Consider the following 22,865-nt stretch of genomic DNA (forward strand, 5'->3'; position numbering starts at 1 on the left):
GGCGGGCAGCCCGTTACGGCGGGGCCGCCGGGCCCCGTGTGGGCGGCCGGCGGTCGTTGTTGTTCTACTTCACCTTGGTGGTGGCGAAGTTGTTGTTGGTCAGAGGGTTGATCACGTAGCCCTCCACATTGTCACGCATGGCAGTGAACATCTTCGGATGCGCCATGCTGATCCAGGGTTGTTCGTCATCGTACACTTTCAATGCCTCGTTATAGAGCCTTGCACGCTCGTCGTTGTCGATCACTTCGCGGGCGCGGCTGATCAACTCCTGGAACTTGGGGTTGCACCAGCGCGCATAGTTCTCGCCGCTTTTCACGGCATCGCAGCTGAGCAGCGGGCTGAGGAAGTTGTCCGGGTCGCCGTTGTCGCCGGCCCAGCCGGTGGATACCAGGTCGGCTTCGCCCTTCTTCGCCCGGCGCAGCATCTCGGCCCACTCCATCACGCGGATGTCCAGCTTGAGGCCGATCTGCTTGAGGTCGGCCTGCAGCATCTCGGCGGACAGGCGCGGGTTGGGGTTGGTCGGGCCGCCGCCGTTGCGGGTGAACAGGGTTAGCACCGTGCCCGGCGGTACGCCAGCTTCGTTGAGCAGTTGGCGTGCCTTGGCCAGGTCGCGGGGCGGGTTCCTGTTCTCGTTGTTGTAGCCGATCATGGTCGGCGGGTAAGGGTTCACGCCGACCAGCGCATTGCCCTTGCCGAACAGCTGGTCGACGTGGGTCTGGCGGTCGAAGGCCATGTTGATGGCTTTGCGCACGCGCACGTCGCTCAGGTACTTGTGTTCGGTGTTCATCGAGATATAGCCGGTGACCAGGGCCTCGATCTCTTCGACCTTGAGTTTCGGGTCCTGCTTGATCGACGGCACGTCATCGGGCTTGGGGTAGAGCGCCACCTGGCACTCGTTGGCGCGCAGTTTCTGCAGGCGCACGTTGCTGTCGGTGGCGATGGCGAACACCAGCGCATCGGCTGGCGGTTTGCCACGGAAATAGTCCGGGTTGGGCTTGAAGCGAACCTGGGCGTCCTTGTTGTAACGCTGGAAGATGAACGGGCCGGTACCGATCGGCTTGCTGTTCAGCTCGGCAGTCTTGCCCGCCTTGAGCAACTGGTCGCCGTACTCGGCGGAGTAGATCGAGGTAAAGCCCATGGCCATGTCGCGCAGGAACGGCGCTTCCGGTCGGGTGAGGGTAATCACCACGGTGTGCGCGTCGGTCTTGCTGACCGACTTGAGCAGTTCCTTGAACCCCATGCTCTCGAAGTACGGGTAGCCAACGCTGGTCTTGTCATGCCAGGGATGGTTCGGGTCGAGCTGGCGATTGAGGCTCCACAACACGTCATCGGCGTTGAAGTCGCGGGTTGGTTTGAAGTAGTCGGTGGTGTGGAACTTCACCCCCTGACGCAGATGGAAGGTGTAGGTCAGGCCGTCGGCCGAAATGTCCCAGCGCTCAGCCAAGGCCGGCTGGATCTCGGTGGTGCCGGGCTTGAAATCGACCAGGCGGTTGAACACTGTCTCGGCCGAGGCATCGGCGGTGACCGCAGTGGTGTACTGGACGATGTCGAACCCTTCCGGGCTGGCTTCGGTACATACCACCAGCGGTTTGGCCGCCAGTTGCGTGGCGCCGCCCAGTAGCAGCGCGGCCAGGGCCAGGCGCAGTGGTCGCGACTTCATCAAAGCTCTCTGCATGGGTGAAAACTCCCTGCTTGCATGGGTTCCAGCGTAGCCGCCCCGGACCGCAGCGAAACGGGCCGGGGCGCCGACGGTCAGAGAATGTTGAACGGAATGGTGGTGACCACCCGGAACTCGTCCAGGCTGCCATCGCCCTGGGCCTTGCTGGCGCGGTGCGCGGTGTAGGTGGCGCGAATGCTGGTGTCCTTCAGCGGCCCGCTCTGCACCGCGTAGCTGGTGCCGATGCCCCACTCGTAGTGGGTTTCGCCATCCAGGCCGTTCACGTCATAGGCGGTACCGCGGTAATGGGTGCCGTCGATGCCCCAGCCGCGGGCGTTGTACAGGTTGAACTTCAGCCCCGGCACGCCGTAGGGCGCCATGTTCAGCACGTAGGAAAGCTGCAGCGATTTCTCGTTGGGGCCGTTGAAGTCCGACAGCAGCGAGTTGGCCAGGTAGATGCCGTTGGTTTCGTGCAGGTAGTCGAAGTACTCGTTGCCGTTGACCTGCTGCCACGAGGCACTGACGGTGTGGGCCTGGTGGGTCAGGCCGAACGACAGGCTGTAGGTGTCGTTGTCGATCTCGCCCATCTTCTGGCTACCGGCGTCGACGGTCTTGTAGTAGTTCAGGCCGGTGCTCAGGCTCAGCACCGCACTGTCGCCGAGCACGTGGTTGGCACCGAAGTAGTACTGGTTCCAGAAGTCGTCGACCTTGGTGGCGTACAGGCTGGTGGTCAGGCTCTTGAACGGCTGGTAGTTGATGCCGGCGGTGCTGGCGCGGTCGGTTTCCACGCCGGTGGCACTGTACTCGCTGCGGAACTTGCTGAGGCTCTGTTCGGTGCGTGGCGAGACGCGGTCGAAGGTGCCCAGGTCGAAGCTCAGGTTGTCGAATTCGGCGCTGTGCAGGAACGCACCCTGGAAGCTCGAGGGCAGGGCGCGGTTGCCGATGTAGGCGATCATCGGTGTGTCCACCGATTGGCGGCCGACGGTCAGGGTGGTGTTGGACACGCGTGCCTTGACGTTGGCCAGGCCCATCTTGCTCCACTGGCCGACCGGGTCGCCGTCGCTGTGGGTCAGGGTGCGGTTGTTCGGCCCGGCGATCGCGGCACGGCCCTGTTCCAGGGCAATGGCGTTGTAGCCGGCGGCCTCCACGGCGAAGCCGACGGTGCCCTGGGTGAAGCCGGAGCTGTAGTTGAGGATGGTGCCCTGCACCCAGTTGTCACGGCTGTGGGTGTCGTGGCGGGTGCCGTCGCTCTTGTAGTACTTCCATAGCGGCGCGCGCGTGGCGCGTTCGCGCGCATACCAGTTGCGGGTGCTGCCGGACAGACTCTGGCCATCGAGGAAGCCGCTGGCCTGCTCCTGCTCACTGCTGCCTTTGAGGGTGACGGGGACATAGTCCTGGCTCTGCGGGTCGGCCTGGGTCACGGTGGACAAGGCACTGATGGATAAAGCCAGTGCGGTCAAGGTGAATAGTCTCAAGGTAAAAGCTCCCTTTCTGTTCTTCTAGTTATTCCCTGGCCTTGTGGGCCGGGGCTCTTGCTGCGGTGTTGCCAGGGCTGCCCGGGGTTTCCGGGCTGAATCGGGGCGCTGTGTCGCCTGTACCGGCCTCTTCGCGGGTAAACCCGCTCCCACAGGGGCTGTGCAGCCCCTGGCTTGCGGATACCTTGTGGAAGCGGATAGGCCCGCGAAGTGGCGGCTGCAGGTTGGAAATCAGTCAACACTCACACCGGAAAAATCATTGCGCCCGAACGGGCTGACCTTGAACTCGGAAACCTTGACACTGAGCGGCTGGTTCACCGTGGAATGCGCCACCGGGGTAATCGGTACCTGTTGCTTGAGGCGTTGCTGGGCCTGCTGGTACAGCGCCGTGCGTTGGCTGCGGTCGGTGACCTGCTTGGCCTGCTTGACCAGGCGGTCGTATTGCGGGTCGCACCACAGCGAATAGTTGTTGCTGCCGATCGCGTCGCAGTTGTAGAGGGTGCCCAACCAGTTGTCCGGGTCGCCGTTGTCGCCGGTCCAGCCGATCAGGGCGATATCGTGCTCGCCACTTTTCATGCGTTTGAGGTATTCGCCCCATTCGTAGCTGACGATGCGCACCTTGAAGCCGAGCTTGCTCCAGTCGGCCTGGAGCATTTCCGCCATCAGCTTGGCGTTGGGGTTGTACGGGCGCTGGACCGGCATGGCCCACAGGGTGATTTCGCTGCCGGGCTTCACGCCGGCCTGCTGCAGCAGCTGGCGGGCCTTTTCCGGGTCATAGGGCGCGTCCTTGATGCTGCTGTCATAGGACCACTGGGTCGGCGGCATGGCGTTGACGGCCAGCTGGCCGGAGTCCTGGTACACCGCCTGGAGGATCGCCTGTTTGTTCACCGCCATATCCATCGCCTGACGCACTTCCAGGCGGTCGAACGGCGGATGCTGGGTGTTGTAGGCGATGTAGCCGAGGTTGAAGCCCGGTTGCTGCAGCACCTGCAGCTTGCTGTCGGCCTTCAGCGCCGGCAGGTCGGCCGGGCGCGGGTGCAAGGTGACCTGGCATTCGTTGCGGCGCAGCTTCTGGATACGCACCGAAGGGTCGGTGTTGATCGAGAACACCAGATTGTCGATCTTCACCTCGTCTGCTGCCCAATAAGCCTGGTTGCCCTTGTAGCGAATCTGCGAGTCCTTCTGGTAGCGCTGGAACACGAACGGCCCAGTGCCGATCGGTTGCTGGTTGATGTCGCTGGGGCGCCCGCTGGCCAGCAACTGCCCGGCGTATTCGGCAGAGAGAATGGAGGCGAAGCTCATGGCCAGGTTCTGGATGAAGGCGGCATCGACCGCGTTCAAGGTGAACACCACGGTCATCGGGCCAGTTTTCTCGACGCGGGCGATGTTCTTGTCCAGGCCCATGCTGACGAAATAGGGAAACTCGGTGGGGTAGGCCTGGCGGAACGGGTGGCTCTTGTCGAGCATGCGGTTGAAGGTGAACAGCACGTCGTCGGCGTTGAAGTCGCGGCTGGGCGTAAAGGCCTTGTTGCTGTGGAATTTCACCCCCTCGCGCAGGTGGAAGGTGTAACGCAGGCCATCGTCGGACACCTCCCAGCGCGTCGCCAGGGCGGGTTGCACGGCGGTGCCTCCACGCTCGAACTCGACCAGGCGGTTGTAAATGGGTTCGGCGGCGTCGTTGTCGGTGGCGCTGGTGTATTGCGCGGTGTCGAAGCCGGCGGGGCTGCCTTCGGAGCAGAACACCAGGTTGTTGGCCAGCGCGGCCGGGGCCTGGCTGATCAGGCCCAGGGCAAGCAGGGCGGAAAGACGAGTGACAGGGCGCATGGCAAGTCCTTTTACGTCTGTTGGCGCCGCCTCTCGGTACGAATGGCGGCAACAGTTCGCCGACCCCGCCACGGGTAGCGGCGGGACGACATGAGGGGATGGTGGATCGGCGGGGCACCCGCCGCTCAGCGGGTGCCGTGGCTAGCCTATTTGTCCACGCTGACGCCGTAGAAGGAGTTCAGTCCGAACGGGCTGATCTTGAAGTCCTTCACCTTGGCGCTCATGGGCTGGTACACCGTGGAGTGGGCGATCGGGGTGATCGGCACCTGCTCCTTGAGGATGTGCTGTGCCTGCCGGTACAGCTCGGTGCGCTTGGCCTGGTCGGAAGTGGCCTTGGCCTGCTTGATCAGGTCATCGTAGGGCTTGTAGCACCACTTGGAGAAGTTGTTGCCGTTCATGGCATCGCAGCCGTACAGGGTGCCCAGCCAGTTGTCCGGGTCACCGTTGTCGCCGCTCCAGCCGATCAGCATGGCGCCCTGTTCGCCACCCTTGGAGCGTTTGATGTATTCACCCCATTCGTAGCTGACGATCTTCGCCTTGATACCCACCTTGGCCCAGTCCGATTGCAGCATTTCAGCCATCAGCTTGGCATTGGGGTTGTACGGGCGCTGTACCGGCATGGCCCACAGGGAGATCTCGGTACCTTCCTTGATACCGGCTTCCTTGAGCAGCTGCCTGGCCTTTTCCGGGTCGTACGGGGCGTCCTTGATGCTGTCGTCATAGGACCACTGGGTTGGCGGCATGCCGTTGACTGCCAGCTGGCCGGCGCCCTGGTACACCGACTCGATGATCTTCTTCTTGTCCACGGCCATGTCCAGCGCCTGGCGCACTTTCAGCTGGGCCAGCGGGTTGGCTTCGTTGCTGCCCTTGATCTTGTCCATCACGTTATAGGCGATATAGCCGAGGTTGAAACCGGCCTGGTCCGGCATCTGCAGCTTGGGGTCCTGCTTCAGCGGCTGGATGTCGGCCGGGCGCGGGAACAGGGTGACCTGGCATTCGTTCTTCTTCAGCTTCTGCATGCGCACCGAGGCGTCGGTGGTAATGGCGAAGATCAGGTTGTCGATCTTCACGTCGTCAGGTTGCCAGTAGTCCTTGTTGCCCTTGAAGCGGATCTGCGCGTCCTTCTGGTACTTGCTGAACACGAACGGGCCGGTGCCGATGGGTTTCTGGTTGATATCGGCAGCCTTGCCGTCCTTGAGCAACTGGTCGGCGTATTCGGCGGACTGGATCGAGGCGAAGCTCATGGCCAGGTTCTGGATGAAGGCGGCGTCGACCTCGTTGAGGGTGAACCTCACCGTGTGTTCGTCGAGCTTCTCCACTTTGGCAATGTTCTTGTCCATGCCCATGTCGGTGAAGTACGGGAACTCGGTGGGGTAGGCCTTACGGAACGGGTGATCCTTGTCGAGCATGCGGTTGAAGGTGAACAGCACGTCGTCGGCGTTGAATGCGCGGGTGGGCTTGAAGTAGTCGGTGCTGTGGAACTTGACCCCGTCGCGCAGGTGAAAGGTGTAGGTCTTGCCGTCGTCGGATACTTCCCACTTGGTCGCCAGGCCCGGGATGACAGCGGTGCCGCCGCGTTCGAACTGGGTCAGGCGGTTGAACACGGTCTCGGCAGAGGCGTCGAAGTCGGTCCCTGTGGTGTATTGCCCCGGGTCGAAGCCGGCCGGGCTGCCTTCGGAGCAGAACACCAGGTTGGACGCGGCGAGGGCCGACGGTGCGCCGGAGAGCAAGCCTGCGCCTAGCAGGAACGGAATGACTGCGTGTTTGAGCATGGTGGCCTCATTGTTGTCATTTTTCGATTTGAGGTGGCCTCGTGAGCCGACCTGCGGATACTTATGCAGGGGGTATACCCAATGCAATATGGCAAGGGTTCATTGGCGCCAGAAAAGTGGAACGGCCGTACATGGATGTCGCATTGGTATAACTTTTCGCGAAGTTGAACGTTTGCGAGGGCAAAATGATGGCTTTTTGCGGGATATTTCGGGGCGGGAAAAGCTGTAGGAAGCACCTTAATGGTGCGTAGGAATGCTCTGAAAGGTTGAAATTGACGTGGTCTTCGAGGGAGCGGGCATGCCGCTCCCTCGAACGGGTCAAGGCATTTGCACTTCGATCAGGCCATCGGCATTCATGCTGACTTCACTGGTACCGGCCTCGATATCTGGCGCCGGCGCCGCCTCATCAGCCCCCATTGCCTTCATCGCCATTGGCGCACTGCGCAGGTATGGGCGTGGGTAACCGCTGCTGTTGAGGTTCAGGCTGACCACCTTGTAGCCTTTGCCGCCCAGCGCCTCGGTCGCCAGTTGTGCACGTGCCTTGAAGGCATCCACTGCATCCTTGAGCAGTGCATCCTCGCTGGCCTTGCGCGTGGCCGGGGCGATGGAGAAGTCCATGCCGCCCATCTTCAGTTCTTGCAGCAGGTCGGCAGTCAGTTGCGACAGGGCCGGGAAGTTGGCGCTTTCCAGGCGCAGCTCGGCACGCTCGCGCCAGCCGGTGATCTTCTGGCCCTTGCTGTCATACACCGGGTAGCTGTTGCGGCTGCCCTGGCTGATCTTCACGTCCTTGACCTGACGCGACTGCTGCACCGCCTTGTTCATGGTCTCGGTGATCTGCTGGGCCAGCTTGCCGGGGTCGCTGTTCTGCGCTTCGCTGTACAAGGTCACGACCATCAGGTCGCGCGCCACCTCCTTGCTGACTTCGGCACGCAGCGATACCTGGTTGTAGCGCGGTTCATCGGCAGCCAATGCCGGCAGGCTGGCGAGCAGGCCGCAGGACAGGATCAGCGCGGCGCCGCGACGAGGGTTTTGCATGGGATACTCCTTGGCAATAAAAGGCGTGGGCTCTGGCCATCCATTCCACGCATGGGCCTTCAGACCGGCAACAGTGTAGTGGGTTCAAAAGTGCCATCATGGACTTGTGACAAAGTGTGGCGCTTTGCCGCATCGCTGCAGCGAGGTGCCAGGCTTCGGTATACTCCAGCCGATTTTTCTGGAGCACTCATCAGGAGAGCTCATGCTCGCCGCCGTACAACCGCTGTCCGCTACCCGCCAGAACCTCTGGCGCCTGACCGTCATTCGGGTCCTGGTCCTGGCTGCCCAGGCCGGCTCCGTGGGTGTCGCCTACTGGACCGAACTGCTGCCGCTGCCCTGGCTTTCGCTGGCCGGCACCTTGGCCCTGTCCTCGCTGCTGTGTGCCTTCACGGCCCTGCGCCTGCGCCTGTCGCTGCCGGTCACCGAGCTGGAATATGCCCTGCAGCTGGCCTGTGACCTCCTGATCCACAGTGCCTTGCTGTACTACTCCGGTGGTTCGACCAACCCGTTCGTCTCGTATTACCTGGTGCCGCTGGCGATCGCTGCGGTGACCTTGCCGTGGCTGTATTCGCTGATTCTTTCCGGCATTGCGCTGACCGCCTACAGCCTGCTGCTGGTGCAGTTCTACCCGCTTGAAGGCTTGCCGATGGCGCGGGACAAGATGCAGGTTTATGGCATGTGGCTGAGCATCGCCCTGGCCGCCGCAGTGATCACCTTCTTTGCTGCACGCATGGCCGAAGAGTTGCGCCGCCAGGAGCAGCTGCGCTCCGAGCGGCGCGAGGAAAGCCTACGCGATGAACAGCTGCTGGCCGTGGCCACCCAGGCCGCCGGCGCGGCCCATGAGCTGGGCACGCCGTTGGCGACCATGAGCGTGTTGCTCAACGAAATGCGCCAGGACCACGCCGACCCGCTGCTGCAGGAAGACCTGCAGATCCTGCAGGACCAGGTGAAGCTGTGCAAGGAAACCCTGCAACAGCTGGTGCGTGCCGCCGAGGCCAATCGGCGCCTGGCGGTGGTGGAGCAGGACGTGACCGCCTGGCTCGACGAAGCGCTCAACCGCTGGCACCTGATGCGTCCGGAGGCCAGCTACCGCTTCCAGCGCCTGCGCGACGGCCAGGTACCGCGCCTGACCCCGCCACCAGACCTGACCCAGGCGCTGCTGAACCTGCTGAACAATGCCGCTGATGCCTGCCCCGATGACCTTGAAGTGCGTCTGGACTGGGACGCCCATGACATCGTCATCAGTATCCGTGACCATGGCCCTGGCGTGCCGCCGGCCATTGCCGAAGCCATCGGCAAACCCTTCATTACCACCAAGGGCAAAGGCTTCGGCCTTGGCCTGTTCTTGAGCAAGGCCAGCGTGACCCGTGCGGGCGGTTCGGTGAAACTCTATAGTCATGAACAGGGTGGCACCCTGACCGAACTGCGCCTGCCCCATGGCAAGCGAGGAGATGAATGATGAGCGAAGAAAACCAGGTCGAAAGCGAAGAGCTTCCGCACCTGCTGCTGGTGGACGACGATGCCACCTTCACCCGGGTCATGGCCCGTGCCATGAGCCGCCGCGGTTTCCGCGTGAGTACCGCCAGCTCTGCCGAGGAAGGGTTGCTGCTGGCCCAGCAGGACTTGCCGGACTACGCCACGCTGGACCTCAAGATGGAGGGTGACTCCGGCCTGGTGCTGCTGCCCAAGCTGCTGGAGCTGGACCCGGAAATGCGCGTGGTGATCCTGACCGGCTACTCGAGCATTGCCACCGCCGTGGAAGCGGTCAAGCGTGGCGCCTGCAACTACCTGTGCAAACCGGCCGATGCCGATGATGTGCTGGCGGCGTTGCTGTCGGAGCACACTGACCTGGATACCCTGGTGCCGGAAAACCCGATGTCGGTCGACCGCCTGCAGTGGGAGCATATCCAGCGTGTGCTGAACGAGCACGAGGGCAATATCTCGGCCACTGCGCGGGCGCTGGGCATGCACCGGCGGACCTTGCAGCGCAAGCTGCAGAAGCGCCCGGTCCGGCGCTGAATCCTGCCGGGCTTGTACCGGCCCTTTCGCGGGCTCGCCCGCTCCCACAGGTACTGCACAGGTCTTGGGCTTGTGGAATACCTGTGGGAGCGGGCAAGCCCGCGAAGAGGCCGGTATTGGCAGAAACTTCCTGATAAAGCCCGTCGATCTCCGCAATTCCTGACGCGTTGGCGTATCATTGGCCGCCTGACGGCAACTCCTCCAGGATCGCTTGCGCATGCTCGCCCTTCTTATCCAGACGCTGAACATCACGGCACCGGTCTTCGCCATGCTGTTCATGGGTGTGCTGCTCAAACGCATCCGCCTGATCGATGACAATTTCAACCGCGTCGCTTCGCAGCTGGTGTTCAACGTGTGCATGCCGGCGCTGTTGTTCCTCGGCATCTACCACGCCGACCTGGGCGCTGCGGTCAAACCCGGGGTTCTGCTGTATTTCATCGCTGCCACCTTGGTCGGTTTCGCCATCGCCTGGGGCCTGGCCATCTGGCGCTGCACCGAGGCGGACCGGGGCATCTACACCCAGGGCGCCTTCCGTGGCAACAACGGTGTGATCGGCCTGGCCCTGGCCGCCAGCCTTTACGGCGACTACGGCATTTCCCTGGGGGCGGTGCTCGCCGGCCTGGTGATCCTGCTGTACAACTCGCTGTCGGCGGTGGTGCTGGCGGTGTACAGCCCGGACCTGAAGTCCGACCCGTGGAGCATCTGCAAGAGCATTTTCAGCAACCCGTTGATCATCAGCGTGCTGGTGGCCACGCCAATGGCCTACGCTCAGGTGCCGCTGCCCAACTGGCTGCTCACTTCGGGCGACTATCTGGCCCAGATGACCTTGCCGCTGGCACTGATCTGCATCGGTGGCACCCTGTCGCTGGCGGCGCTGCGCGACAGCGGCAGGCTGGCCATCGACGCCAGCCTGGTGAAAATGGTCTGGCTGCCGCTGGTCGGCACCTTGGGCGCCTGGCTCTGCGGCTTCCGCGGTGCCGAACTGGGCATCCTGTTCCTGTACATCGGGAGCCCGACCGCAGCAGCCAGCTACGTCATGGCGCGGGCAGCCAACGGCAACCATGAGCTCGCCGCCTCGATCATCGTGGTTACCACGCTGATGGCGGCGGTCACTACCAACATCGGCATTTTCATCTTGCAGTGGGGCGGATGGATCTAGATCCTTCACTGCAAATAACACAACAACACTGCCTCACTGAGCTAAAGGACACTTCATGCAAGACCAGAGCACGCCCGAGCGCCTGCAGCGCGGGCTGAAGAATCGCCATATCCAGCTGATTGCGCTGGGCGGGGCTATCGGCACCGGGTTGTTCCTGGGCATCGCCCAAACCATCCAGCTGGCCGGTCCCTCCGTGCTGCTGGGCTATGCCATTGCCGGCCTGATGGCCTTCCTGATCATGCGCCAGCTGGGCGAAATGGTGGTGGAAGAGCCGGTGGCCGGCAGCTTCAGCCACTTCGCGCACCAGTACTGGAGCGAGTTCGCCGGTTTCGTCTCGGGCTGGAACTACTGGGTGGTGTACGTGCTGGTCGGCATGGCCGAGCTCACTGCGGTGGGCATCTATGTGCAGTACTGGTGGCCGGGCTTCCCCACCTGGGCGACGGCAGCGATCTTCTTCGTGGTGATCAACCTGATCAACCTGACCCAGGTGAAGGTCTACGGCGAGATGGAGTTCTGGTTCGCCCTGGTCAAGGTGGTGGCCATCGTCAGCATGATCGGTTTCGGCGCCTGGTTGCTGACCAGCGGTCATGGTGGCCCGGATGCCAGCGTGGCCAACCTGTGGCAGTACGGCGGCTTCTTCCCCAACGGCGTCACTGGCCTGGTGATGGCGCTGGCGGTGATCATGTTCTCGTTCGGTGGCCTGGAACTGGTGGGCATCACGGCTGCCGAGGCCGACAACCCACGCCAGAGCATTCCCAAGGCCACCAACCAGGTGGTGTACCGTATCCTCATCTTCTACATCGGCGCCCTGGCGGTGCTGCTGTCGCTGTACCCGTGGCAGAAGGTGGTGCAGGGCGGTAGCCCGTTCGTGATGATCTTCCACGAACTGGACAGTGACCTGGTGGCGACCATCCTCAATATCGTGGTGCTGACGGCCGCGCTGTCTGTGTACAACAGCTGTGTATACGCCAACAGCCGCATGCTGTTCGGCCTGGCCAGCCAGGGCGACGCGCCACGGCAATTGCTGAAGGTCAGCCGCAGTGGCGTGCCGCTGACCGCGCTGGGCGTGTCGGCGCTGGCGACCGGGCTGTGTGTGCTGATCAACTACCTGATGCCGGGCGAAGCCTTCGGCCTGCTGATGGCGCTGGCGGTATCGGCGCTGGTGATCAACTGGGCGAGCATCAGCATTACTCACCTGAAGTTCCGCAAGGCCAAGCTGGCGGCCGGGATCACCCCGTTCTACAAGAGCTGGGGGCACCCGTTGACCAACTACCTGTGCCTGGCGTTCATCGTGCTGATTCTGGTGGTGATGTACCTGACCCCGCCGATCCGCATTTCGGTGATGCTGATCCCGGCGTGGATCGCCGCGCTGTGGGTCGCTTTCAAGCTGAAGAAGGCGCGCCAGGCCAAATAGGCAAGGCAGGCCTGGCCTCTTCGGGCACGCCCGCTCCCACAGGGACCCCACAGGCTCCGAAACCTGTGCAGTACCTGTGGGAGCGGGCGTGCCCGCGAAGAGGCCGGGCCTGAAAAAGGCTGAATCAGCCTTGGTAGCTGTCGATCACTTCCTGCGCCGCCCGGAACGCATCGATCGCCGCCGGCACCCCGGCGTACACCGCGCAATGCAGCAGCGCTTCGCGAATCTCCTCCACGGTACAACCGTTGTTCAACGCCCCGCGTACATGCCCCTTGAGTTCCTGCGGGCATTTGAGTGCCGTGAGCGTGGCCAGGGTAATCAGGCTGCGAGTCTTCAACGGCAAGCCGTCGCGCGCCCACACGCTGCCCCACGCATGTTCGTTGACGAACTCCTGCAGCGGCCGGGTAAAGTCAGTGGCATTGCCCAGGGCGCGGTCGACAAACGCATCGCCCATTACCTGGCGGCGAATCTGCTCGCCGGTCTTGTCGCTATCAGCCATGTTGTTTTCCTTAGTGTTGGCGGCGCCAGGCACGCACGGTGGTGTACAGCAACACCACGGCGAGCACCGGCAGCACGTAGAACATCAGCCGCTCCAGGCGGCCGGCCAGCGGCAGGCCCATGGTAAACGCCGCCACATGCAGGCCATAGGCCAGGTAGAGGCAGAGGAATACCAGGCCCTCGGCCCGGGTGATGCGGTAACCGGAATAGAACACCGGCAGGCTCAGCGCGGCAACGCCGAGCATCACCGGCAGGTCGAAGGCCAGGGCGTTGGGTGAAATCGACAGCGGTTCGGGGGTGACCAGTGCGGTAAGGCCCAGTACGGCCAGCAGGTTGAACAGGTTGCTGCCGATCACCGTACCCACGGCGATTTCCCGTTCCCCGCGCAGGGCGGCGATCAGCGCGGCGGCCAGTTCCGGCAACGAGGTGCAGATGGCGACCACGGTCAGGCCGATGATGCGCTCGGACAGGCCGAGGTCGGTGGCCACTTCCACGGCGGCTTCCAGCAGCAGGTGGCCGGCCAGGCTCAGCAGGCCCAGGCCTGCCAGCACCTGCAGCAGCGTGCCTGACCAGAAGCGCCCGGCGCTGGCGACGACGGTGGCCGGGGCAGGGTAGGTGCGCGCGTAGTGACGGGACTGATGCCAAAGCGTCGCCAGGTAGCCGGCCAGGCCCACCAGCAGCAATGCCCCTTCGGTCCGGCCCAGGTGGCCGTTGGCGGACAGCCCGTAGACCAGCCCGCTGGCTGCGATCATCAGTGGAATGTCCAGGCGTACCAGCTGCCGCGACACCCGCAGCGGAATGATCAGCGCGGCCAGACCGAGAATGACCAGCACGTTGAAGATGTTGCTGCCGATCACGCTGCCCACGGCCACATCCGGCGCACCTTGGTAGGCGGCCTGCAGGCTGACCGTGAGTTGCGGCGCGGTACTGCCGAAGGCGACCAGGCTCAGGCCGATGATCAGTGGGCGTACGTGCAGGCGCTGGGCCAGGCGCAAGGCTGCGCGTACCAGCAGTTCGGCGCCAGCCACCAGCAACAGCAGGGCAATGCCCAGTTGCAGAAGGCTGAAGGTAGCAAGGGTGGCCAAGTCGAAAATGGTCGGACTCCTGTCGCGTCAGTCGCTAAGCCCTTGTACTCGCACCCGCGCGGTTCCGCTACGGATCATGCCGATTTTTTCCGCCGCAGCCCGTGACAGGTCGATGAGGCGGCCGCGGGTATGTGGCCCACGGTCGTTGATACGCACTACCACGCTGCGCTGGTTGGCGGTGTTGGTAACCAGCACGCGAGTGCCAAAGGGCAGGCTGCGGTGGGCGGCAGTGAGGCCGTTCTGGTTGAACGGTTCGCCGCTGGCGGTGCGTTTGCCGTGGTGGCGCGAGCCGTAATAGGAGGCGGTGCCCGTCTGGTCGTAGCCGCGCGGGTCGATGTCATGGCTGGCGCAGCCGGCCAACAGGGAATAGAGGGCGAGGGTGCTCAGGGATCGTTTTAGCAAGTCAGGTGCTCCGCTGCTGCAGTTGGGGCCGCTGTGCGGCCCATCGCCGGCAAGCCGACTTCCACAGGGAACCCGCAGCCCTTGAGAGCGGTGCTGTACCTGTGACAGCTGGCCTGCCGGCGATCGAGGGCGGAGCCCTCGCCGCATTTTCAAATCACCCTTCGAGCTTGGCCTTGAGCAATTGGTTCACCTGCCCGGGGTTGGCCTTGCCTTTGGAAGCTTTCATCGCCTGGCCGACGAAGAAGCCGAACATCTTGCCACGCTTGGCCTCGTCGGCGGCGCGGTACTGTTCGACCTGCTCGGCGTTGGCCGCCAGCACTTCGTCGAGCATCTTGTCGATCGCACCGGTATCGGTGACCTGCTTCAGGCCTTTGCTGTCGATGATGCTGTCGGCATCACCTTCACCGGCGGCCATGGCCTCGAACACGGTCTTGGCGATCTTGCCGCTGATGGTATTGTCGCGGATACGCAACAGCATGCCACCCAGTTGCGCAGCGCTGACCGGCGCCTGGTCGATCTCGATGCCCAGCTTGTTCAGCAGGCTGCCGAGCTCGACCATGACCCAGTTTGCAGCCAGCTTGGCGTCGCCACCAATCTTCACCACTTCTTCGAAGTAGTCCGCCTGTTCGCGGCTGGATGCCAGCACATTGGCGTCGTAGGCCGACAGGCCGTACTGCTTCTGGAAGCGCTCGACCTTCTGCGTCGGCAGCTCTGGCAGGCCGGCACGGACAGTTTCCAGGAAGCTGTCCTCGATTACCACCGGCAGCAGGTCCGGGTCGGGGAAGTAACGGTAGTCGTTGGCTTCCTCCTTGCTGCGCATGGAGCGGGTCTCGTCCTTGTTCGGGTCGTACAGGCGGGTTTCCTGAACCACCTTGCCGCCGTCCTCGATCAGGTCGATCTGGCGCTGGATCTCGCTGTTGATCGCGCGCTCGATGAAGCGGAACGAGTTGACGTTCTTGATCTCGCAGCGGGTGCCGAATTCGGCCTGGCCTTTCGGCCGGATCGACACGTTGCAGTCGCAACGCAGCGAGCCTTCGGCCATGTTGCCGTCGCAGATGCCCAGGTACCGCACCAGCGCGTGGATTGCCTTGACGTAGGCCACGGCTTCCTTGGCGCTGCGCATGTCCGGCTCGGAAACGATCTCCAGCAGCGGGGTGCCGGCACGGTTGAGGTCGATGCCGGTGGAGCCGCTGAAGTCTTCGTGCAGGCTCTTGCCGGCGTCTTCTTCCAGATGCGCACGGGTTACCCCGATGCGCTTGATGGTGCCGTCTTCCAGGGCGATGTCGAGGTGGCCCTTGCCGACGATCGGCAGGTCCATCTGGCTGATCTGGTAGCCCTTGGGCAGGTCGGGGTAGAAGTAGTTCTTGCGCGCGAACACGTTGCGCTTGCCGATCTCGGCGTCGATGGCCAGGCCGAACATGCACGCCATGCGCACGGCTTCCTGGTTCAGCACCGGCAGTACGCCGGGCATGCCCAGGTCAACCAGGCTGGCCTGGGTGTTCGGTTCGGAACCGAAGGTGGTGGCGCTGCCGGAGAAGATCTTCGACTGGGTGGCGAGCTGAGTGTGGATTTCCAGCCCGATCACAACTTCCCATTGCATGTGTGAATTCCTCAGAAGCCGTTGGGGGCGCGGGTATGCCAGTCGGTCACTTGCTGGTAGCGGTGCGCGACATTGAGCAGGCGGCCTTCCTGGAAGTACGGCGCCAGCAGTTGCACGCCGACCGGCAGGCCGTCGACGAAGCCGGCTGGCATCGACAGGCCCGGCAGGCCTGCCAGGTTGGCGGTGATGGTGTAGACGTCTTCCAGATAGGCGGCGACCGGGTCGCTGCTCTTGGCGCCGAGCTTCCAGGCCGGGTTTGGCGTGGTCGGGCCGAGGATCAGGTCGACGTCGTTGAACGCGGCCATGAAGTCGTTCTTGATCAGGCGGCGGATCTGCTGCGCCTTCACGTAATAGGCGTCGTAGTAGCCAGCCGACAGGGCATAGGTACCGACCATGATGCGGCGCTGCACTTCGATACCGAAGCCTTCGCCCCGGGAGCGCTTGTACAGGTCGGTCAGGTCCTTCGGGTTTTCGCAGCGGTAACCGAAGCGCACGCCGTCGAAACGCGACAGGTTGGACGAGGCTTCCGCCGGGGCGATCACGTAGTAGGCCGGAATGGCGTGCTGCATGTTCGGCAGGCTGATTTCCCTGACCACCGCGCCGAGCTTTTCCAGTTCCGTGACGCTGGCCTGGACCAGGTCGGCGATGCGCGGGTCGAGGCCGGCACCGAAGTACTCCTTCGGCAGGCCGATGCGCAGGCCCTGCAGCGAGGCGTTGAGGCTGGCGCTGTAATCCGGCACCGGCTCCTCGATGCTGGTGGAATCCTTGGCGTCGAAGCCGGCCATGCCTTGCAGCAGCAGGGCGCAGTCTTCGGCGGTGCGTGCCAGCGGGCCGCCCTGGTCGAGGCTGGAGGCGTAGGCGATCATGCCCCAGCGCGATACCCGACCGTAGGTCGGCTTGAGGCCGGTGAGGTTGGTCAGCGCCGCCGGCTGGCGGATCGAACCGCCGGTGTCGGTGCCGGTGGTGGCCGGCAGCAGGCGCGCGGCCACGGCTGCGGCCGAACCGCCCGACGAGCCGCCGGGGACGTGCTCGAGGTTCCACGGGTTCTTCACCGCGCCGTAGTGGCTGGACTCGTTGGCCGAACCCATGGCGAATTCGTCCATGTTGGTCTTGCCCAGGGTGACCATGCCGGCTTCGGCCAGCTTGGCGACCACGGTGGCGTCATACGGCGCCTTGAAGTTGTCGAGCATCTTCGAGCCGCAGCTGGTGCGTACGCCGTTGGTGCAGAACAGGTCCTTGTGGGCGATCGGGGCACCCAGCAGCGCACCGCTTTCGCCGGCGGCGCGACGGGCGTCGGCAGCACGCGCCTGGCCCAGGGCCAGGTCTTCGGTGACGCTGATGAAGCTGTTGATCTGCGGGTCGAGCTGCTTGATGCGCGCCAGCAGGGCGCCGGTCAGCTCTTCGGAGGAAAACGACTTGTCGGCGAGTCCGCGGGCGATCTCGGCCAGGGTCAGTTGATGCATGGCAGGCTCTATCCCTTACTCGATGACTTTGGGTACCAGGTACAGACCGCTTTCGGTCGATGGCGCGATGGCCTGGTAGGCGTCGCGCTGGTTGCTCTCGGTGACCTGGTCGGGGCGCAGGCGCTGGCTGGCCTCCAGGGGGTGGGCAAGGGGCTCGATACCTGTGGTATCGACCGCCTGCATCTGGTCGACCAGCCCGAGAATGCTGTTGAGGGCGTCGGTAATTCGTGGCAGTTCGCCATCATTCAGCCCCAGACGGGCCAGATGGGCGATCTTTTCCACGTCGCAGCGTTCAAGCGCCATGGGGATCTCCAGGGGAAACAAAGAACGGAATTTGGGTCCGCAGTGAGGAACATGTCAGCTTTCTGACGGTCTATCGGCCGCGATCATCTGCTGGCTTGCTCGGAAAAACAGCCAATTTAACATATTGGCTCCTTGCCCAAAATCCCTGCCATTGTTAGAGTTTGCCGCACTTTTTTACCCACGCTTTCCCCAGGGTCACTTTCCCATGTTCAAGAAACTGCGTGGCATGTTTTCCAGCGATCTGTCCATCGACCTGGGTACTGCCAACACCCTTATTTACGTGCGTGAGCGCGGTATCGTCCTGAATGAGCCCTCGGTTGTTGCCATCCGTACCCATGGCAACCAGAAAAGCGTCGTCGCCGTCGGTACCGAAGCCAAGCGCATGCTGGGCCGTACGCCTGGCAACATCGCTGCCATTCGTCCGATGAAGGACGGCGTCATCGCCGACTTCAGCGTTTGCGAAAAAATGTTGCAGTATTTCATCAACAAGGTTCACGAGAACAGTTTCCTGCAGCCGAGCCCGCGCGTACTGATCTGCGTGCCGTGCAAGTCGACCCAGGTAGAGCGCCGCGCCATTCGCGAGTCGGCCCTGGGTGCCGGTGCCCGTGAAGTGTTCCTGATCGAAGAGCCGATGGCCGCCGCCATCGGTGCCGGGCTGCCGGTTGAAGAGGCCCGCGGTTCGATGGTCGTCGACATCGGTGGCGGCACCACCGAAATCGCGCTGATCTCGCTGAACGGCGTGGTCTATGCCGAATCCGTCCGCGTTGGCGGCGACCGCTTCGACGAAGCCATCGTCACCTACGTGCGCCGCAACTACGGCAGCCTGATCGGTGAATCCACCGCCGAGCGCATCAAGCAGGAAATCGGTACCGCCTACCCGGGCGGCGAAGTGCGCGAAGTCGATGTCCGTGGCCGCAACCTGGCCGAAGGCGTCCCGCGTGCCTTCACCCTGAATTCCAACGAAGTGCTCGAAGCACTGCAGGAATCCCTGGCGACCATCGTCCAGGCAGTCAAGAGCGCCCTGGAGCAATCGCCGCCGGAGTTGGCCTCGGATATCGCCGAGCGCGGCCTGGTGCTGACCGGTGGCGGCGCGCTGCTGCGTGACCTGGACAAACTGCTGGCCCAGGAAACCGGCCTGCCGGTCATCGTCGCCGAGGACCCGCTGACCTGCGTTGCCCGTGGCGGCGGTCGCGCCCTGGAAATGATGGACAAGCACGCGATGGACCTGCTCTCCAGCGAGTGATTCCGCTCGCTGTTCACGAGCGCCCGGTTTACAGGTAGCACGCACAGTGCTACCTGTATGTGCTGGGCTGGCGCCCTTGTGGGGCGCCGTATCCATCAACCCGCAACCAGGCTGGTGCGTTGTTCCATGTCCAATGACCTCCTGAGTCGTCCACGAGGAACGGCCCATTAAACCGCTTTTCTCCAAGGGCCCTTCGCTGGGCGTTCGCCTGCTCGTCCTGGTGGTGCTGTCGGTCGCGTTGATGGTGGTCGACGCGCGCTTCGACGTGCTCAAGCCGGTACGCAGCCAGATGGGCCTGGTACTCATGGAGTCGTACTGGCTCACCGACCTGCCGCAGCGTGCCTGGCAAGGTGTCGCCGGCCAGTTCGGCAGCCGCACCGAACTGATCGCGGAAAACGAAAAGCTCAAGACCGAAGCCCTGTTGCTGCAGGGGCGCCTGCAGAAGCTGGCGGCGCTGACCGAGCAGAACGTGCGCCTGCGCGAGCTGCTCAACTCTTCAGCGCTGGTCAACGAAAAGGTCGAAGTGGCCGAGCTGATCGGAGTCGACCCCAACCCCTTCACCCACCGCATCCTGATCAACAAGGGCGAGCGTGATGGGGTGTTCCTTGGCCAGCCGGTGCTCGATGCGCGCGGCCTGATGGGCCAGGTGGTCGAGTTGATGCCCTATACCTCACGGGTGCTGTTGCTGACCGACACCACCCACAGTATCCCGGTGCAGGTCAACCGCAACGGCCTGCGCGCAATTGCCAGCGGCACCGGTAACCCGGAGCGCCTGGAGCTGCGCCATGTCGCCGACACCGCCGATATCAAGGAAGGCGACCTGCTGGTCAGTTCCGGCATGGGCCAGCGTTTCCCGGCCGGCTACCCGGTCGCCACGGTCAACGAAGTGATTCACGATTCTGGCCAGCCGTTCGCCATCGTGCGTGCCATCCCGACTGCCGCGCTCAACCGCAGCCGCTACATGCTGCTGGTATTCAGTGACCGGCGGAGCCCGGAGCAGCGTGCCACCGATGCGGCCATCGCCCAGGAAGAAGCTGACCGCAAGGGCGCCTCGGCACCTGGCCAGCCGGCACCGGCAAACGGGCAAGGGGTACCCGCCGCTGGCGCACCGGCGACATCAGCGGCCCCGGCCACTCCGACAGTGCCGCCAGCAGCCCCGGCAGCCGCACCCGCCACGCCGGCTGCCGCACCCGCTCACACCCGGAGGCAATGATGGCTGTATCGCGCCGCAACCACGGCTGGCTCATCTGGCTCACGTTTGCCCTCGGCCTGCTGCTGAGTGTCTCGCCCATGCCGCAGTTCATGGAAGTGTTCCGGCCCATGTGGCTGGCCTTGCTGGTGTCGTTCTGGACCCTCGCCGTGCCGAACAGGGTCGGCATGACCACCGCGTTCGTACTGGGCCTGGCCGAGGATGTGCTGTATGGCACCCTGCTCGGGCAGAACGCGTTGATCCTCACCCTCATCACCTTCCTGGTGCTGTCCTTGCAGCAGCGCCTGCGTATGTTCCCCATGTGGCAGCAGAGTCTGGTGATCCTGGTGATCTTCGGCATCGCCCAGCTGATCCAGCTGTGGCTCAGCGCGCTGACCGGCAATCGCCTGCCCACCCTGGCGCTGGTCTGGTCGGCGGTGATCAGTGCCTTGCTCTGGCCATGGATCAGCTTCGCCTTGCGTGACCTGCGTCGACGCTTGCATATCAACTGACGCCGCCGCAACCGACAGGGAGTTGTCTGCATGAACCCGCTATTCCTGGCTTCCGGCTCGCCCCGTCGTCGCGAACTGCTGACCCAGATCGGCGTGCCGTTCAGCGTCGTCAGTGCCCCTATCGATGAAACTCCGCTTGCCGGCGAAGGTGCCCCGGCCTATGTCGAACGCCTGGCCCGGGCCAAGGCTACGGCCGGCCTGGCCAGCATCGCGGGGCCGGCGGTGGTGCTCGGGGCAGACACTGCCGTAGTGCTCGATGGCCGCATCCTCGGCAAGCCAGAAAGCCGCGAAGAGGCATTGGCCATGCTGGCCAGCCTGTCGGGCCGCGAGCATCAGGTACTCACCGCTGTCGCCGTCGGCGATGGCCAGCGCATGCACAGCCTGTACGTGGCCAGTACAGTGCGTTTCCGCGTGATCAGCACCGATGAGGCGCAACGCTACTGGGCCAGCGGCGAGCCGGCGGACAAGGCCGGCGGCTATGCCATCCAGGGCCTGGGCGCGGTATTCGTCACCGGCCTTTCCGGCAGCTATTCGGCGGTGGTCGGCTTGCCCCTCAGTGAAACGGCCGACCTGCTCGGCCAATTCGGCATCGCCTGCTGGCAATCCCTCGCGCATTCGCCAGGGGTAACAAACCAGCGGTAGCCAGCACTGCATACGCCGTCCATCATTACAAAAGACCTTTGACGAGAGCCTGCCATGAGTGAAGAGATCCTGATCAACATCACCCCGATGGAGTCACGCGTGGCGGTGGTGGAAAACGGGGTGCTGCAGGAAGTACACGTCGAGCGTACCCAGCGCCGGGGCATCGTCGGCAATATCTACAAAGGCAAGGTGGTGCGCGTACTGCCAGGCATGCAGGCGGCGTTCGTCGACATTGGCCTGGAGCGTGCGGCATTCATCCACGCCTCGGAAATCTCCCAGCGCGAAGGTTCGGCGGTGGAGAACATCACCGCCCTGGTGCACGAAGGCCAGGCGCTGGTGGTGCAGGTGACCAAGGATCCGATCGGTACCAAGGGCGCACGGCTTACCACCCAGCTGTCGATCCCGTCGCGCTACCTGGTATACATGCCGCGCAGCAGCCATGTCGGCATTTCCCTGAAGATCGAAGACGAAACCGAGCGCGAGCGCCTCAAGCAGGTGGTCAGCGACTGCATGGACAGCGAGAATATCAAGGACGCCGGTGGCTTCATCCTGCGCACCGCTGCCGAAGGAGCGCGCGCTGAAGAAATCCTGCAGGACATCCGCTACCTGCGCCGCCTGTGGGAGCAGATCGGCACGCAGATCAAGACCTGCGGTGCGCCCACGGTCATCTACGAAGACCTGGGCCTGGCCCTGCGTACCCTGCGCGACCTGGTCAACCCGAAGATCGAGAAGATCCGCATCGACTCGCGGGAAACGTTCCAGAAGACCACGCAGTTCGTTGGCGAGCTGATGCCGGAGATCGCCGATCGCCTCGAACACTACCCGGGTGAGCGCCCGATCTTCGACCTGTACGGCGTCGAGGACGAAATCCAGCGCGCTCTGGAGCGCAAGGTGCCACTCAAGTCGGGTGGCTACCTGGTGGTCGATCCGGCCGAAGCGATGACGACCATCGACGTCAACACCGGTGCCTTCGTTGGCCATCGCAACCTTGAAGAGACCATCTTCAAGACCAACCTCGAGGCCGCTACCGCCATCGCCCGGCAACTGCGCCTGCGCAACATCGGCGGCATCATCATCATCGACTTCATCGACATGGAAGACGAGGAGCATCAGCGCCAGGTGTTGCGTACCCTGGAAAAACAGCTGGAGCGTGATCACGCCAAGACCAACATCATCGGCATCACCGAGCTGGGGCTGGTGCAGATGACCCGCAAGCGCACCCGCGAAAGCCTGGAGCAGGTGCTGTGCGAGCCCTGCCTGGCTTGCCAGGGCCGCGGCAAGCTGAAAACCCCGGAAACCATCTGCTACGAGATATTCCGCGAGATCCTGCGCGAGGCCCGGGCCTACCAGGCCGAAGGCTACCGCGTGCTGGCCAACCAGAAGGTGGTCGACCGGCTGCTGGATGAAGAATCCGGCAACGTGGCCGAGCTGGAGGCCTTCATCGGCCGAACCATTCGCTTCCAGGTCGAGTCGATGTATTCGCAGGAACAATACGATGTGGTGCTGCTCTGAGTCCTTCTGAAATGCGCCGCGGGTGGGCTTGCGTGGCTCAACCGGCACTACCGGCAATCAT

Annotated in this window: 20 protein-coding genes; 9 read left to right on the plus strand and 11 right to left on the minus strand. The window is 63.6% G+C overall.

Going from position 1 to position 22,865, the window contains the following annotated elements:
- Window positions 1–64 precede the first annotated feature (64 nt).
- The 5 genes from ACLEJP_RS13545 to ACLEJP_RS13565 form a co-directional block, all read right to left on the minus strand.
- Window positions 65–1,675 carry an ABC transporter substrate-binding protein gene (locus tag ACLEJP_RS13545; RefSeq protein ID WP_440807090.1) on the minus strand — a complete coding sequence of 537 codons (1,611 nt, stop codon included), beginning with the start codon at window positions 1,673–1,675 and terminating at the stop codon, window positions 65–67.
- A 77-nt stretch (window positions 1,676–1,752) separates the two neighbouring features.
- Complete coding sequence (locus ACLEJP_RS13550) at window positions 1,753–3,132, minus strand: OprD family porin (RefSeq protein ID WP_440807092.1); 1,380 nt, start codon at window positions 3,130–3,132, stop codon at window positions 1,753–1,755.
- Window positions 3,133–3,363: 231 nt separating this feature from the next.
- Window positions 3,364–4,956 carry an ABC transporter substrate-binding protein gene (locus ACLEJP_RS13555; protein ID WP_440807094.1) on the minus strand — a complete coding sequence of 531 codons (1,593 nt, stop codon included), beginning with the start codon at window positions 4,954–4,956 and terminating at the stop codon, window positions 3,364–3,366.
- 146 nt (window positions 4,957–5,102) lie between these two features.
- Window positions 5,103–6,728, minus strand: coding sequence for an ABC transporter substrate-binding protein (locus ACLEJP_RS13560; RefSeq protein WP_440807096.1), 1,626 nt, complete (start codon window positions 6,726–6,728; stop codon window positions 5,103–5,105).
- A gap of 318 nt (window positions 6,729–7,046) precedes the next feature.
- The gene (locus ACLEJP_RS13565) at window positions 7,047–7,763 is read right to left on the minus strand and encodes an SIMPL domain-containing protein (protein ID WP_225780523.1); all 717 of its coding nucleotides are present in this window, start codon (window positions 7,761–7,763) and stop codon (window positions 7,047–7,049) included.
- Between the two features lie 202 nt (window positions 7,764–7,965).
- Here ACLEJP_RS13565 and ACLEJP_RS13570 point away from each other — a divergent pair, with 202 nt between their 5' ends.
- From ACLEJP_RS13570 to ACLEJP_RS13585, 4 genes are all read left to right on the plus strand, one after another.
- The gene (locus ACLEJP_RS13570; protein ID WP_170028387.1) at window positions 7,966–9,222 is read left to right on the plus strand and encodes an ATP-binding protein; all 1,257 of its coding nucleotides are present in this window, start codon (window positions 7,966–7,968) and stop codon (window positions 9,220–9,222) included.
- Window positions 9,222–9,782 (plus strand): response regulator transcription factor, encoded by a 561-nt coding sequence (locus tag ACLEJP_RS13575; protein ID WP_225780524.1) that lies wholly within the window; start codon window positions 9,222–9,224, stop codon window positions 9,780–9,782. Before ACLEJP_RS13570 ends, ACLEJP_RS13575 begins: the two co-directional genes overlap by 1 nt.
- A gap of 217 nt (window positions 9,783–9,999) precedes the next feature.
- Window positions 10,000–10,941: an AEC family transporter gene (locus tag ACLEJP_RS13580; RefSeq protein ID WP_440807100.1), complete on the plus strand. Its 942-nt coding sequence runs from the start codon at window positions 10,000–10,002 to the stop codon at window positions 10,939–10,941.
- A gap of 55 nt (window positions 10,942–10,996) precedes the next feature.
- On the plus strand, window positions 10,997–12,355 hold the full coding sequence (locus tag ACLEJP_RS13585; RefSeq protein ID WP_440807102.1) for an amino acid permease: 1,359 nt from the start codon (window positions 10,997–10,999) through the stop codon (window positions 12,353–12,355).
- 124 nt (window positions 12,356–12,479) lie between these two features.
- Here ACLEJP_RS13585 and ACLEJP_RS13590 read toward each other — a convergent pair whose 3' ends face one another.
- The 6 genes from ACLEJP_RS13590 to gatC form a co-directional block, all read right to left on the minus strand.
- Window positions 12,480–12,854 carry a carboxymuconolactone decarboxylase family protein gene (locus ACLEJP_RS13590; RefSeq protein WP_440807104.1) on the minus strand — a complete coding sequence of 125 codons (375 nt, stop codon included), beginning with the start codon at window positions 12,852–12,854 and terminating at the stop codon, window positions 12,480–12,482.
- 10 nt (window positions 12,855–12,864) lie between these two features.
- Window positions 12,865–13,905: a calcium/sodium antiporter gene (locus ACLEJP_RS13595; protein WP_440807170.1), complete on the minus strand. Its 1,041-nt coding sequence runs from the start codon at window positions 13,903–13,905 to the stop codon at window positions 12,865–12,867.
- A gap of 60 nt (window positions 13,906–13,965) precedes the next feature.
- Window positions 13,966–14,340, minus strand: a complete 375-nt coding sequence (locus ACLEJP_RS13600; RefSeq protein ID WP_170028392.1) for a septal ring lytic transglycosylase RlpA family protein — start codon at window positions 14,338–14,340, stop codon at window positions 13,966–13,968.
- Between the two features lie 154 nt (window positions 14,341–14,494).
- Window positions 14,495–15,940 carry an Asp-tRNA(Asn)/Glu-tRNA(Gln) amidotransferase subunit GatB gene (gene gatB / locus ACLEJP_RS13605; RefSeq protein WP_263975016.1) on the minus strand — a complete coding sequence of 482 codons (1,446 nt, stop codon included), beginning with the start codon at window positions 15,938–15,940 and terminating at the stop codon, window positions 14,495–14,497.
- An 11-nt stretch (window positions 15,941–15,951) separates the two neighbouring features.
- Window positions 15,952–17,403: an Asp-tRNA(Asn)/Glu-tRNA(Gln) amidotransferase subunit GatA gene (gene gatA, locus ACLEJP_RS13610; RefSeq protein ID WP_440807107.1), complete on the minus strand. Its 1,452-nt coding sequence runs from the start codon at window positions 17,401–17,403 to the stop codon at window positions 15,952–15,954.
- A gap of 15 nt (window positions 17,404–17,418) precedes the next feature.
- Complete coding sequence (gatC, locus tag ACLEJP_RS13615; RefSeq protein WP_003255165.1) at window positions 17,419–17,706, minus strand: Asp-tRNA(Asn)/Glu-tRNA(Gln) amidotransferase subunit GatC; 288 nt, start codon at window positions 17,704–17,706, stop codon at window positions 17,419–17,421.
- 205 nt (window positions 17,707–17,911) lie between these two features.
- Here gatC and mreB point away from each other — a divergent pair, with 205 nt between their 5' ends.
- The 5 genes from mreB to rng all read left to right on the plus strand — a co-directional run bounded on the left by mreB (window position 17,912) and on the right by rng (window position 22,804).
- Window positions 17,912–18,949, plus strand: a complete 1,038-nt coding sequence (gene mreB / locus ACLEJP_RS13620) for a rod shape-determining protein MreB (protein WP_003255163.1) — start codon at window positions 17,912–17,914, stop codon at window positions 18,947–18,949.
- A gap of 166 nt (window positions 18,950–19,115) precedes the next feature.
- On the plus strand, window positions 19,116–20,162 hold the full coding sequence (mreC, locus tag ACLEJP_RS13625) for a rod shape-determining protein MreC (RefSeq protein ID WP_440807172.1): 1,047 nt from the start codon (window positions 19,116–19,118) through the stop codon (window positions 20,160–20,162).
- The gene (gene mreD, locus ACLEJP_RS13630; protein ID WP_440807109.1) at window positions 20,162–20,650 is read left to right on the plus strand and encodes a rod shape-determining protein MreD; all 489 of its coding nucleotides are present in this window, start codon (window positions 20,162–20,164) and stop codon (window positions 20,648–20,650) included. The genes mreC and mreD overlap by 1 nt, the downstream gene beginning before the upstream one ends.
- 30 nt (window positions 20,651–20,680) lie before the next feature.
- Window positions 20,681–21,292: a Maf family protein gene (locus ACLEJP_RS13635; protein WP_440807111.1), complete on the plus strand. Its 612-nt coding sequence runs from the start codon at window positions 20,681–20,683 to the stop codon at window positions 21,290–21,292.
- A 54-nt stretch (window positions 21,293–21,346) separates the two neighbouring features.
- Window positions 21,347–22,804 (plus strand): ribonuclease G, encoded by a 1,458-nt coding sequence (gene rng / locus ACLEJP_RS13640; RefSeq protein WP_289133946.1) that lies wholly within the window; start codon window positions 21,347–21,349, stop codon window positions 22,802–22,804.
- The last annotated feature ends 61 nt before the right edge of the window (window positions 22,805–22,865 follow it).

The sequence above is a fragment of the Pseudomonas sp. SMV7 genome, from assembly GCF_052041995.1.
Lineage (GTDB): Bacteria > Pseudomonadota > Gammaproteobacteria > Pseudomonadales > Pseudomonadaceae > Aquipseudomonas.